This window comes from Pseudomonas sp. NBRC 111140, from assembly GCF_001320885.1.
GTDB classification, from domain to species: Bacteria; Pseudomonadota; Gammaproteobacteria; order Pseudomonadales; family Pseudomonadaceae; genus Aquipseudomonas; species Aquipseudomonas putida_P.
In genome coordinates this window covers 75513-87884 of record NZ_BCBQ01000014.1, presented here as the reverse complement: position 1 = coordinate 87884, position 12372 = coordinate 75513, and the positions used below count along the sequence as shown (strand labels likewise).

Sequence of the window (12372 nt, the reverse complement as noted above, 5' to 3'; positions counted from 1 at the left end):
GCAGCAAGTCCTGCAGCGAAGCCGACACAAAGAAATACTCCTGGCGCAGGCGCAACTCCTGACCGGCCTCGGTACTGTCAGCCGGGTACAGCACACGCGAGATGCTCTCGGCACGCGCCACTTCGGCCACCGCCCCCAGATGGTCACCGGCGTTGAAACGCTCCAAGTGCAGCTCTTCCAACGCCCGTGCACGCCACAAGCGCAGGGTATTGACGCTGGCTCCGCGCCAGCCGACCACCGGCGTATCGTAAGCCACCGCCCGCACCGTTTCACCGGGCGACCATACCTGGCGCGGGGTACCGCTGGCATCGTGCACGGTTTCGACACTGCCGCCGAAGCTGATCGGGTAGATCACCTCGGCGCGTTCGAACTCCCAGGGGTTGCCGAAATCCAGCCAGTTTTCAGTCTGCTCCTGCTGCCAGCCATCGACCACCGCCTGCCGGAACAGCCCGTGCTCGTAGCGGATGCCGTAGCCATGGGCAGCGATACCCAAGGTAGACATGCTCTCCATGAAGCATGCAGCCAGTCGGCCCAGGCCACCATTGCCCAACGCAGCATCCGGCTCAAGCAGACGAATACGTTCAAGGTCCACATCCAGCCCTTCCAGCGCATCGCGCGCGATGTCCAACAAGCCCAAGTTGCTCAGGCTGTCGTACAGCAGGCGGCCGATGAGGAACTCCAGGGAAAGGTAGTAGACCCGTTTCTGGCTGCGCCGATAGGCCTGACGCGTATGATCCATCCAGTGATCGACCATGTGATCGCGCGCAGCCAGGGCAATGGCTTCGAACCAGTCATGGTCGAAGGCGTGCTCCGGGTCCTTGCCGACCGCGTAGGTCAGCTTGTTCAGTACAGCAGCGCGAAAATCCGCGACTTCGGCGTCACGAGCTTTAGGTTCCTGGGACATGCGGCATCCTCGGGCAAGTTGACGAAAGCGGAGGGAGATTGATGAGACTAGACCCTTCGACCGGGAGTGACAGTTACGGTTCGCAGTTTTCATGCCGACGCTGCGATTCCGGCAAAAGGTTGTTCATAAATTGAACAATTCCGGTATCATCGCGCGCCCCAAGACCGTGATCCACCCTATAAAGATGAAAACGACCCTGATCGCCGCGGCCGAAGTCGACCGCCTGGAGACCTGGCAGCGCTATACCAGCAACATGTGCCATGGCTGCCATTCGACCTGCTGCACCCTGCCGGTGGAGGTGAAGATCAAGGATCTGATCCGTATCGGCGTGGTCGACGAGTTCGAAAAAGACGAACCGCCGAAGAACGTGGCTAAACGCTTGCAGAAGGAAGGCATCATCGAGCGCTTCAACCAGAAGTCGGGGATTTTCACCCTGACCCGGATGAGCAACGATGACTGCATGTACCTGGATCGTAAAAGCCGCCTGTGCACCATTTATGACAAGCGCCCGGATACCTGCCGCAACCACCCCAAGGTCGGGCCGCGGCCGGGGTATTGTGCGTACAAGCCCAAAGTGGTTGGGCGCTGATCCTGCGTTGCATTTGAGCCCCTGGGGCTGCTTTGCAGCCTCCAAAATCTCAAGGCAAAAAAAAACGCCCCCGGCCTTTCGACCGGGGGCGTTTTCATTCAGCCTGAGCTAACTCAGTTCTTGGCTTTCTTGGCAGCGCGGGTACGCTCGCCTTCGTCCAGGATCTTCTTGCGCAGACGGATCGACTTCGGCGTCACTTCGCACAGCTCGTCGTCCTGGATGAATTCCAGGGCCTGCTCGAGGGTGTGGCGAACTGGCGGTACCAGGGCGATGACTTCGTCTTTGCCCGAAGCACGCATGTTGTCGAGCTTCTTGCCTTTGGTCGGGTTCACGCCCAGGTCGTTATCGCGGCTGTTCAGGCCGATGATCTGACCGTTGTAGATCTCCTGGCCGTGTTCAACGAACAGCTTGCCACGTGCCTGCAGGGTTTCCAGCGAGTAGGTCAGCGCCTTGCCGGTCTCGACCGAAACCAGTACACCGTTGAGGCGGCCGGACATCTGGCCCGACTTCATGGTGTCGTAGCGATCGAAGATCGAGGTCAGGATGCCTGCACCGTTGGTCAGGGTCAGGAACTGGTTACGGAAACCGATCAGACCACGGGCTGGAATGTTGTACTCCAGGCGAACACGGCCTTTGCCATCCGGAACCATGTTGGTCAGGTCGCCTTTACGCAGACCCATCTCTTCCATCACCTTGCCCTGGGATTCTTCAGGAATGTCGATGGTGACGTTCTCGAACGGCTCCTGCTTGACGCCGTCGACTTCGCGGATGATCACTTCAGGACGGCCCACAGCCATCTCGAAGCCTTCACGACGCATGGTTTCGATCAGTACCGACAGGTGCAGCTCACCACGGCCCGAAACCTTGAACTTGTCTGGGGAATCGGTTTCCTGAACGCGCAGAGCAACGTTGTACAGCAGCTCCTTGTCCAGACGGTCCTTGATGTTACGGCTGGTGACGAACTTGCCTTCTTTACCGCAGAACGGCGAGTCGTTGACCTGGAAGGTCATCGAAACGGTTGGCTCGTCAACGGTCAGCGGCTTCATCGCTTCTACCGCGTCCGGGGCGCACAGGGTGTCGGAGATGAACAGCTCGTCGAAACCGCTGATGCAGACGATGTCGCCAGCCTGGGCTTCTTCGACGTCGATGCGGTGCAGGCCATGGTGACCCATCAGCTTCAGGATACGGCCGTTACGCTTCTTGCCGTTGGTGTCGATGGCGACAACCGGGGTGTTCGGCTTGACGCGACCACGGGCGATACGGCCAACACCGATAACGCCGAGGAAGCTGTTGTAGTCCAGTGCCGAGATTTGCATCTGGAACGGGCCGTCACGGTCAACGGAAGGAGCCGGTACGTTGTCGATGATCGACTGGTACAGGGCGGTCATGTCTTCGCCCATTTCGGTGTGGTCCAGACCGGCAATGCCGTTCAGGGCCGAGGCGTAGACCACTTTGAAGTCCAGCTGCTCGTCGGTAGCGCCGAGGTTGTCGAACAGGTCGAAGATCTGGTCCAGAACCCAGTCAGGACGTGCGCCCGGACGGTCAACCTTGTTGATCACGACGATTGGCTTCAGGCCGGCTTCGAAGGCCTTCTTGGTCACGAAGCGGGTTTGCGGCATTGGGCCGTCCTGGGCGTCGACCAGCAGCAGCACGGAGTCGACCATCGACATTACACGCTCAACCTCGCCACCGAAGTCGGCGTGGCCGGGGGTGTCGACGATGTTGATGTGGTAGCCGTTCCAGTTGATGGCGGTGTTTTTCGCCAGAATGGTAATACCGCGCTCTTTTTCCTGGTCGTTGGAGTCCATGACGCGCTCGTCGTTGAGCTCGTTACGCTCCAGAGTGCCGGATTGACGCAGGAGTTTGTCGACCAGGGTGGTTTTACCATGGTCAACGTGGGCGATGATGGCGATGTTACGCAGATTTTCGATCACAAGTGTATCTCGATCAGAGGATTCGGTTGCCGCCCAGTGTAGGCGGCCAATATGTACTGTTTAAGGCTCAGCGGGCCCGGCGGTCGGGAGGGCGATGGCGGATACTGCCGCCATACAGCCCCGGCGTCTTATGTCGGACGATAAACACGCACATTGGCATGTCCCTCACTGAGCAGGTGGTGTGCGTGCAAACGGCTCATCACACCCTTGTCGCAATACAGCAAGTACTGGCGCGTGGGGTCCAGGTGCTTGAACTTGCTGTTGATGGCATAAAACGGCATGGCCTGGACTTCGATACCGTCCAGCACCAGAGGTTCGTCTTCCTGGGCATCAGGGTGACGAATGTCGATGACGATCTGCCCCGACAGAGCCTCGGTCACTTCTTCGATTTCGACGTCCTTGCCCAGCTCGTCGATCACATGGTCGATGGAGATGAGCTTGGCGCGTTCCAGGGCGCGCTCCAGCACCGCCATGTCGAACTGCTTCTCTTCATGCTCCATGCGGTGGCGCTTGGCATGGGTGGTCGGGTTCACCGAAATCACGCCGCAGTATTCTGGCATGTGCTTGGCGAAGTCGGCGGTGCCGATTTCGTTGGCCTGGTCGATGATGTCCTGCTTGTGGCTCGCCAGCAGCGGGCGCAGCACCAGCTTGTCGGTGGCCGAGTCGATGATCGACAGGTTCGGCAAGGTCTGGCTGGATACCTGGGAGATCGCCTCGCCGGTCACCAGCGCGTCGATTTCCAGGCGGTCGGCCATGTGCGCGGCACCGCGCAGCATCATGCGCTTGAGGGTCACACCCATGTAGCTGTTGTCGACCTTGTTGAGGATCTCGCCAACCACCTCTTCGAACGGCACGCTGATGAACAGCACGCGCTGGCTGCTGCCGTACTTTTTCCACAGGTAGTGGGCCACTTCCATCACGCCCAGCTCGTGGGCACGGCCGCCGAGGTTGAAGAAGCAGAAGTGGGTCATCAGGCCACGGCGCATCATCTGGTAAGCCGCCACGGTGGAGTCGAAGCCACCGGACATCAGCACCAGGGTCTGCTCCAGGGCGCCCAGCGGGTAACCGCCGATGCCCTGGTGCTGGTTGTGGATGACGTACAGGCGCTGGTCGCGGATTTCGATGCGCACCAGCACTTCAGGTTTCTTCAGCTCGATGCCGGCGGCGCCACACTGCTGGCGCAGCTGGCTGCCGACGTAACGGTCGACGTCCATCGAGGTGAAGTCATGGTGGCCACCGCGCTTGCAGCGCACGGCGAAGTGCTTGCCGGCCAGCAGGTGACCGAAGTGGTGCTTGCACTTGGCGACGATGTCGTCGAAGTCACCCAGCGGGTATTCCTCTACCTGCAGGAAGTGGGTGATACCCGGCGTGCAGGTGAGGCGCTCGATCATCTCGCGCTGGACTTTTTCGTCCTCGATGCGGGTGACCACTTCGAGATTGTCCCAGACACCATCGACCGCGAGCTCAGGATCGAGGTCCTTGAGCACGTTGCGGATGTTCTTGGCGAGCTGGCGGATGAAACGCTTGCGCACCGGCCGGCTCTTGATGGTGATTTCTGGGAAGACTTTGACGATAAGTTTCATTGGTTAACAGCGCGCGCAGGGCCTGCCGAAAATGAGGGGCGCGAATTATATCGGAAATTGCTCAGGATTTGACCAACTTTTGATCAGAAGCTTTGAGATAAATGCATGAGGCGGGTTTTGTGCCGCCTGTTCCGGCCTTTTCGCGTGCAAACCCGCGGAAAGCCCTCAAAGAAAGCACAAAGCCCAGATCGCGCACTGTATTGGTGCGCTGACACCAAAACTCGCATCTAAAGGGTGCATTTTTACCCGCCACCCCTACGCCAAATGCCCACAAACGCCCCCTTTTATCCCGCCTTCGCCATTTTCGGGCACTGGCATGCAATTTGCTCCCTTGTGAGGCAGGTAAGCTTGGCCGACTATCCGCGCCCGGCAACACCCTTTTTCCAGGGCAGCGGCCCACCGCGCTCTAGACCATCCGGAGGACAACATGTCGAAGTCGGTTCAACTCATCAAAGATCATGACGTCAAGTGGATTGATCTGCGTTTCACGGACACCAAAGGCATTCAGCACCACGTGACCATGCCGTCGCGTGATGCGCTGGACGAAGACTTCTTCGAAGTCGGCAAGATGTTCGACGGTTCCTCCATCGCTGGCTGGAAAGGCATCGAAGCCTCCGACATGATCCTGATGCCGGTCGACGACACTGCCGTCCTGGACCCGTTCACCGAAGAGCCAACCCTGATCATCACCTGCGACATCGTCGACCCGTCGAGCATGCAGGGCTACGATCGCGACCCACGCGCCATCGCCAAGCGTGCCGAAGAGTACCTGAAGAGCACCGGCATCGGTGACACCGTCTTCGCCGGCCCAGAGCCTGAGTTCTTCATCTTCGACGAAGTGAAGTTCAAGTCGGACATTTCCGGCTCGATGTTCAAGATCTTCTCCGAGCAAGGCTCGTGGATGACCGACGCTGACGTGGAAGGCGGCAACAAAGGCCACCGTCCAGGCGTGAAGGGCGGCTACTTCCCGGTTCCGCCGTTCGACCACGACCACGAAATCCGTACTGCCATGTGCAACGCACTGGAAGAAATGGGCCAGACCGTTGAAGTTCACCACCACGAAGTGGCGACTGCCGGCCAGAACGAAATCGGCGTCAAGTTCAACACCCTGGTGAAAAAGGCTGACGAAGTACAGGCGCTGAAATACGTCGTGCACAACGTTGCCGACGCCTACGGCCGTACCGCCACCTTCATGCCTAAGCCTCTGTACGGCGACAACGGCTCGGGCATGCACGTACACATGTCGATCTGGAAAGACGGCAAGAACACCTTCTCGGGTGAAGGCTATGCCGGCCTGTCCGACACCGCCCTGTACTTCATCGGCGGTATCATCAAGCACGGTAAGGCCCTGAACGGCTTCACCAACCCGTCGACCAACTCCTACAAGCGTCTGGTCCCAGGCTTCGAAGCCCCGGTAATGCTGGCCTACTCGGCTCGTAACCGTTCCGCCTCGATCCGTATTCCTTACGTCGGCAGCCCGAAAGCCCGCCGTATCGAAGCCCGCTTCCCGGACCCATCGGCCAACCCGTACCTGGCCTTCGCGGCCCTGCTGATGGCTGGCCTGGATGGCATCCAGAACAAGATCCACCCAGGCGACGCGGCCGACAAGAACCTGTACGACCTGCCACCAGAAGAAGCCAAGAACATCCCGCAAGTGTGCGGCAGCCTGAAAGAGGCTCTGGAAGAGCTGGACAAAGGCCGCGCGTTCCTGACCAAGGGCGGCGTGTTCTCCGACGACTTCATCGATGCCTTCATCGAGCTGAAGAGCGAAGAAGAAATCAAGGTCCGCACCTTCGTACACCCGCTGGAATACGAGCTGTACTACAGCTGCTGATCTGATCGGCGCCTCGTGCCGGTGACGTGATCATAACGGCCTCCCTCGGGAGGCCGTTTTCGTTTCTGCACGCCCTGCAGAAGCACCGCCACCCCGCCATCACGCTATGCTCTATCTTGGTGCACAAATTGACACCGTGCCCTCATTTGCTCCCCAATCTGGGTCAAGTTAAACGTTTCATCCAGACTTTCTGGTCCGAAGTTGCGCAGATCCAGGCCTTTATCGGCAAATTCCGCTTCTTTTCGGAGCTTTGGTTTGTTTCTTGCATTTTCTTGCCGAGAGTCTCGCACCAGCGGAACCACCCCGCGTCCGGCCCAGGCCAAAGCAGTGCCGGGCAAGCGCCAAAAGAGGTCAACGACGCCTTATGACCATCAGCGATGCACAGCACCGTCTGCTTCTGGACAACCTGACTACCGCCACGTTGCTGCTCAACGCCGAGCTGCGCCTGGAGTACATGAACCCGGCAGCGGAAATGCTGCTGGCCGTCAGTGGCCAGCGTAGCCATGGGCAGTTCATCAGCGAGCTGTTCACCGAATCGACCGAGGCACTCAGCTCGCTGCGCCAGGCGGTCGAGCAGGCGCACCCATTCACCAAGCGTGAAGCACAGCTCACTTCGCTGACCGGGCAGACCATCACCGTCGACTACGCGGTAACGCCAATCCTGCATCAGGGCCAGACCCTGCTGTTGCTCGAGGTGCACCCACGCGACCGGCTGCTGCGCATCACCAAGGAAGAGGCTCAGTTGAGCAAGCAGGAAACCACCAAGATGCTGGTGCGCGGCCTGGCCCATGAAATCAAGAACCCCCTTGGTGGCATCCGTGGCGCGGCCCAGTTGCTGGCCCGCGAACTGCCCGAGGAAGGCCTGCGCGACTACACCAACGTGATCATCGAAGAGGCCGACCGCCTGCGTAACCTGGTCGACCGCATGCTCGGCTCTAACAAGCTGCCGTCGCTTGCCATGACCAACATTCACGAAGTGCTGGAGCGAGTCTGTAGCCTGGTCGACGCCGAAAGCCAGGGCTGCATCACTTTGGTGCGCGATTACGACCCTAGCCTGCCGGACGTATTGATCGACCGCGAGCAGATGATCCAGGCCGTACTCAATATCGTACGCAACGCCATGCAGGCGATCAGTTCGCAGAATGAACTGCGGCTGGGCCGTATTACCTTGCGCAGCCGCGCCTTGCGCCAGTTCACCATCGGCCACGTGCGCCACCGCCTGGTGGCGCGGGTCGAGATCATCGACAACGGCCCGGGCATCCCGCCGGAACTGCAGGACACTCTCTTCTATCCCATGGTCAGTGGCCGCCCGGACGGCACCGGGCTGGGCCTGGCCATTACCCAGAACATCATCAGCCAGCACCAGGGCCTGATCGAGTGTGAAAGCCACGCAGGCCACACCGCCTTCTCGATCTACCTGCCCCTGGAACAAGGAGCCACCGCCTCATGAGCCGAAGTGAAACCGTATGGATCGTCGACGATGATCGCTCCATCCGCTGGGTCCTGGAAAAAGCCCTGCAACAAGAAGGCATGACCACCCAGAGCTTCGACAGCGCAGACGGTGTGATGGGGCGCCTGGCGCGCCAGCAACCGGACGTGATCATCTCCGACATTCGCATGCCTGGCGCCAGCGGCCTCGACTTGCTGGCACAGATCCGCGAACAGCACCCGCGCCTGCCGGTGATCATCATGACCGCCCATTCCGACTTGGACAGCGCGGTGGCCTCGTATCAGGGGGGGGCCTTCGAGTACCTGCCCAAGCCATTCGACGTCGACGAAGCGGTCTCGCTGGTCAAGCGCGCCAACCAGCACGCTCAGGAACAGCAGGGCCTGGATGTGCCACAGAACCTGGCGCGTACCCCGGAAATTATCGGTGAAGCCCCGGCGATGCAGGAGGTGTTCCGCGCCATCGGCCGCCTCAGCCACTCCAACATCACCGTGCTGATCAACGGCGAGTCCGGCACCGGCAAAGAGCTGGTGGCCCACGCCCTGCACCGGCACAGCCCGCGCGCGGCGTCGCCGTTCATTGCCCTGAACATGGCCGCCATCCCCAAGGACTTGATGGAATCGGAGCTGTTCGGCCATGAAAAGGGGGCCTTCACCGGCGCTGCCAACCTGCGCCGGGGCCGTTTCGAGCAGGCCGATGGCGGTACGCTGTTCCTCGACGAAATCGGTGACATGCCTGCCGACACCCAGACCCGCCTGCTGCGCGTGCTGGCCGATGGCGAGTTCTATCGTGTGGGCGGCCATGTACCGGTCAAGGTCGACGTGCGCATCATCGCCGCCACCCACCAGAACCTGGAGTCACTGGTGCAAGCCGGCAAGTTCCGTGAGGATTTGTTCCACCGCCTGAACGTGATCCGTATCCATATCCCGCGCCTGGCCGACCGCCGCGAAGACATCCCCGCGCTCGCCCGCCACTTCCTTGCCCGGGCCGCTCAGGAGCTGGCGGTCGAGCCGAAGGTCCTCAAGCCTGAGACCGAAGAGTTCATCCGCAACCTGCCCTGGCCGGGCAACGTGCGGCAGATGGAAAACACTTGCCGCTGGATCACCGTGATGGCTTCCAGCCGCGAAGTGCTGATCGGCGACCTGCCGCCCGAGCTTCTGAACCTGCCACAGGACGCCGCACCGGTGACCAACTGGGAGCAGGCCCTGCGCCAGTGGGCCGACCAGGCGTTGGCGCGCGGGCAGACCAACCTGCTGGACAGCGCAGTGCCCAGTTTTGAACGGATCATGATCGAGACGGCGCTCAAGCACACCGCCGGACGGCGCCGGGATGCGGCGCTGCTGCTGGGTTGGGGGCGTAATACCCTGACGCGCAAGATCAAGGAGCTGGGGATGAATGTGGCAGGTGGGGATGACGAGGAAGGTGACGAGCACTGAGTGCTGGGTTAACCCGTAAGATCTCTGGGGCTGCTGCGCAGCCCATCGCGACACAAGGCCGCTCCCACAGGACGCCGCTCAGTTCAGAGGCGGTGCTATCCCTGCGGGAGCGGCCTTGTGTCGGGATAGGCCTGCGAAGCAGGCCCGGCTTTTTCAGCCCCGATGCACCGATCCTGTGCCCCATGCACCGCTCAAAGGCACAAATCCCCTCAAAACCCGGCCAATTCCACCTCAAAGCCCAACATTCACGGGCTTTGCAAAACTGGCACGCCCCCTGCAATAGCTAATACATACCCAGTTTCGGGGGCCCTGGTACAGGCAGGCCGGGTGAACCCCTCTTTTATTCGCAGCATCGCCCGTTTTGGGGACCTCGGTACAGGCAGGCCGGGAAATCCCCCCTTTATACGCAGCACCCCTTTTGGGGACCCTGGTACAGGCAGGCCGGGAAATCCCCTCTTTTATTCGTGCAATTTCACCTGCACACGCCAGCGCCCGTCGTCCTCTGCACCGCTCCACTCGCCGTGCAGGGGGCGCGCGGCCACCACCGTCAGCAACAACCCTTCCTGGCTGTTCTGTACCCGCCAGCTCACCGGCTTGCCCTGCAGGCTCAGTTGCCCCTGCTGGGCCTTGCCCTGGGCCTGGAACAGCAATGCCACTGTACCTTCCACGTTCTCGCCGTGCAGCTTGGGCTCTTCGTTGAACCACAACTGCAGGCCGTCCTGCACCACTTGCACCTGCTGCAGCTCACGCTCGTCGGGCGTAGTCAGGCGACCAATCATCAGCCCCACCATCAAGCCGACAATCGCCAACGACAGCATCACCCGCGGGAAGGCCTTCGAACGCACGTCCGGTTCAGGGGTAGAATGCCCGTCATCTTCACGCTTGGAGCCGTGCATGTTTCACGTCATCCTTTTTCAACCAGAAATTCCGCCGAATACCGGCAACATCATTCGTCTGTGCGCCAACAGCGGCTGCCACCTGCACCTGATCGAACCCATCAGTTTCGAACTGGATGACAAGCGCCTGCGCCGCGCGGGGCTGGACTACCACGAGTATGCCACGCTCAAGCGCCACGAGAGCCTGGCCGGATGCCTGGAAAGCCTGGGCAACCCGCGACTGTTCGCCTTCACCACCAAGGGCTCGCACCCCTTCCACGAAGTGGCTTACCAACCGGGCGATGCGTTCCTGTTCGGGCCAGAGAGCCGCGGGTTGCCGGCCGAGGTGTTGGACAGCCTGCCGGCCGAACAACGCCTGCGCCTGCCGATGCGGCCGGGGTGCCGTAGCTTGAACCTGTCCAATACCGTGGCGGTGACGGTGTACGAGGCATGGCGGCAGAACGGGTTCGCTGGTAGCTGATCGCCCTTGCAGGCAACAAAAAAGCGCCCCTAGAGGCGCTTTTTCGATACCGGCAGAATTACTGCACGGTCGGCACTTCGCCCGCTTCCTGCATGCGCTGCATTTCTTGCGCGTACAGGGCATCGAAGTTGACAGGCGACAGCATCAGCGCCGGGAACGAACCGCGGGTCACCAGGCTGTCCAGGGTTTCACGGGCGTAAGGGAACAGGATGTTCGGGCAGAACGCGCCCAGGGTGTGGCTCATCGAAGGCGCATCGAGGTTGGCGATCAGGAAGATACCGGCCTGCTGCACTTCAGCGATGAAGGCCACTTCGTCACCGTTCTTGACGGTTACCGACAGGGTCAGCACCACCTCGTGGAAGTCGCCTTCCAGGGCTTTCTGCTTGGTGTTCAGGTCCAGCGCAACGCTCGGCTCCCAAGTCTGGCGGAAGATCTGCGGGCTTTTCGGGGCTTCGAACGACAGGTCACGCACATAGATGCGTTGCAGGGAGAACTGAGGGCTGTTGTCTTCTGCAGCAGCGCCGTTGGTCTGTTGGTCAGTCATGGCAGATCCTTATCCTAATGTTTTTGAATGCAGTGCAAATCAGGCCGCCAGCAGCGCGTCGAGCTTGCCGGCGCGCTCCAGGGCATAGAGGTCATCGCATCCACCGACATGGGTGCTGCCGATCCAGATCTGCGGCACCGACGTACGGCCGGCCTTCTGGCTCATCTCGGCGCGAACTTGCGGCTTGCCGTCCACCTTGATTTCCTCGAAGGCCACGCCCTTGCTCTCGAGCAGGTACTTGGCGCGCATGCAGTAGGGGCAGTAGTCGCTGGAATAGACGATGACGGGCTTCATATCACTTCACCAGGGGCAGGTTATCGGCTTTCCAGCTGGAAACGCCACCGCTCAGTTTGGCGGCGGTGTAGCCAGCCTTGAGCAGTTCGCGGCAGTGGGTGCCGGACTGCTGGCCCATTGCGTCGACGACGATCAGGGTCTTTTCTTTGTGCTTCTCCAGCTCGCTCATGCGGGCGGCCAGTTTGTCCTGCGGAATGTTGATCGCACCGACGATGTGACCGGCCGAATATTCCTTGGCCGGGCGAATGTCGACCACCAGGCCCTTCTCGGCATTGACCAGGGCCGTCAGCTGGCCATTGCTCAGGCTCTGGCCGCCGCGACGGATTTCGTTGATCAGCAGCAGGACCAGCAGAATGAGGAAGATCGCAACCAGGATGTAGTGATCTGTCGCGAATTGAATCAGGTGAGCAACCATCAGCGGTGTTCCAGGCGATTGAAAATGCCGGCCAGT

At 60.6% G+C, this 12372-nt stretch carries 12 protein-coding genes; 5 read left to right on the top strand and 7 right to left on the bottom strand.

From position 1 onward, the window contains the following. Positions 1 to 904: glycogen/starch/alpha-glucan phosphorylase (locus APH42_RS07050; protein ID WP_177336843.1), on the bottom strand; the 904-nt coding region annotated here is incomplete at its 3' end. A gap of 184 nt (positions 905 to 1088) precedes the next feature. Between APH42_RS07050 and APH42_RS07045 the strand changes: the two genes are divergently transcribed. After that, the gene (locus tag APH42_RS07045) at positions 1089 to 1493 is read left to right on the top strand and encodes a YkgJ family cysteine cluster protein (protein ID WP_003249225.1); all 405 of its coding nucleotides are present in this window, start codon (positions 1089 to 1091) and stop codon (positions 1491 to 1493) included. Between the two features lie 113 nt (positions 1494 to 1606). Here the strand turns inward: APH42_RS07045 and typA are convergent, their stop codons facing one another. Then, the gene (typA, locus tag APH42_RS07040; protein ID WP_012274600.1) at positions 1607 to 3427 is read right to left on the bottom strand and encodes a translational GTPase TypA; all 1821 of its coding nucleotides are present in this window, start codon (positions 3425 to 3427) and stop codon (positions 1607 to 1609) included. Positions 3428 to 3555: 128 nt separating this feature from the next. After that, positions 3556 to 5010 carry a tRNA uracil 4-sulfurtransferase ThiI gene (thiI, locus tag APH42_RS07035; RefSeq protein WP_012274601.1) on the bottom strand — a complete coding sequence of 485 codons (1455 nt, stop codon included), beginning with the start codon at positions 5008 to 5010 and terminating at the stop codon, positions 3556 to 3558. Between the two features lie 427 nt (positions 5011 to 5437). Here thiI and glnA point away from each other — a divergent pair, with 427 nt between their 5' ends. The 3 genes from glnA to ntrC all read left to right on the top strand — a co-directional run bounded on the left by glnA (position 5438) and on the right by ntrC (position 9727). Next, positions 5438 to 6844 carry a type I glutamate--ammonia ligase gene (gene glnA, locus APH42_RS07030; protein ID WP_012274602.1) on the top strand — a complete coding sequence of 469 codons (1407 nt, stop codon included), beginning with the start codon at positions 5438 to 5440 and terminating at the stop codon, positions 6842 to 6844. 364 nt (positions 6845 to 7208) lie between these two features. Next, positions 7209 to 8294 carry a nitrogen regulation protein NR(II) gene (gene glnL, locus APH42_RS07020; protein ID WP_003249215.1) on the top strand — a complete coding sequence of 362 codons (1086 nt, stop codon included), beginning with the start codon at positions 7209 to 7211 and terminating at the stop codon, positions 8292 to 8294. Further along, the gene (gene ntrC / locus APH42_RS07015) at positions 8291 to 9727 is read left to right on the top strand and encodes a nitrogen regulation protein NR(I) (RefSeq protein ID WP_060493013.1); all 1437 of its coding nucleotides are present in this window, start codon (positions 8291 to 8293) and stop codon (positions 9725 to 9727) included. The genes glnL and ntrC overlap by 4 nt, the downstream gene beginning before the upstream one ends. A 458-nt stretch (positions 9728 to 10185) precedes the next feature. On the opposite strand, the gene APH42_RS07010 is transcribed toward ntrC, so the two are convergent. After that, entirely contained in the window at positions 10186 to 10623 is a 438-nt protein-coding gene (locus APH42_RS07010; protein ID WP_041166611.1) for a hypothetical protein, read from the bottom strand. Here APH42_RS07010 and trmL point away from each other — a divergent pair. Then, a complete protein-coding gene (trmL, locus tag APH42_RS07005; protein WP_012274606.1) occupies positions 10622 to 11083 on the top strand; it encodes a tRNA (uridine(34)/cytosine(34)/5-carboxymethylaminomethyluridine(34)-2'-O)-methyltransferase TrmL in 462 nt (153 codons plus the stop codon). The genes APH42_RS07010 and trmL overlap by 2 nt on opposite strands. A 58-nt stretch (positions 11084 to 11141) precedes the next feature. On the opposite strand, the gene secB is transcribed toward trmL, so the two are convergent. From secB to APH42_RS06990, 3 genes are read right to left on the bottom strand one after another with little or no spacing between them, the layout of a single operon-like run. After that, entirely contained in the window at positions 11142 to 11627 is a 486-nt protein-coding gene (gene secB, locus APH42_RS07000; RefSeq protein ID WP_012274607.1) for a protein-export chaperone SecB, read from the bottom strand. A 39-nt stretch (positions 11628 to 11666) separates the two neighbouring features. Then, positions 11667 to 11921 carry a glutaredoxin 3 gene (gene grxC / locus APH42_RS06995; RefSeq protein ID WP_003249204.1) on the bottom strand — a complete coding sequence of 85 codons (255 nt, stop codon included), beginning with the start codon at positions 11919 to 11921 and terminating at the stop codon, positions 11667 to 11669. Between the two features lies 1 nt (position 11922). Further along, complete coding sequence (locus APH42_RS06990) at positions 11923 to 12336, bottom strand: rhodanese-like domain-containing protein (protein ID WP_012274609.1); 414 nt, start codon at positions 12334 to 12336, stop codon at positions 11923 to 11925. Positions 12337 to 12372 lie beyond the last annotated feature (36 nt).

Excerpts from the sequence above, each read along its gene's own strand:
- APH42_RS07045 (WP_003249225.1), top strand. The coding sequence starts at position 1,089 with ATGAAAACGACCCTGATCGCCGCGGCCGAAGTCGACCGCCTGGAGACC.
- thiI (WP_012274601.1), bottom strand. The coding sequence starts at position 5,010 with ATGAAACTTATCGTCAAAGTCTTCCCAGAAATCACCATCAAGAGCCGG.
- glnA (WP_012274602.1), top strand. The coding sequence starts at position 5,438 with ATGTCGAAGTCGGTTCAACTCATCAAAGATCATGACGTCAAGTGGATT.
- glnL (WP_003249215.1), top strand. The coding sequence starts at position 7,209 with ATGACCATCAGCGATGCACAGCACCGTCTGCTTCTGGACAACCTGACT.
- ntrC (WP_060493013.1), top strand. The coding sequence starts at position 8,291 with ATGAGCCGAAGTGAAACCGTATGGATCGTCGACGATGATCGCTCCATC.
- trmL (WP_012274606.1), top strand. The coding sequence starts at position 10,622 with ATGTTTCACGTCATCCTTTTTCAACCAGAAATTCCGCCGAATACCGGC.
- APH42_RS07010 (WP_041166611.1), bottom strand. The coding sequence starts at position 10,623 with ATGCACGGCTCCAAGCGTGAAGATGACGGGCATTCTACCCCTGAACCG.
- secB (WP_012274607.1), bottom strand. The coding sequence starts at position 11,627 with ATGACTGACCAACAGACCAACGGCGCTGCTGCAGAAGACAACAGCCCT.
- grxC (WP_003249204.1), bottom strand. The coding sequence starts at position 11,921 with ATGAAGCCCGTCATCGTCTATTCCAGCGACTACTGCCCCTACTGCATG.
- APH42_RS06990 (WP_012274609.1), bottom strand. The coding sequence starts at position 12,336 with ATGGTTGCTCACCTGATTCAATTCGCGACAGATCACTACATCCTGGTT.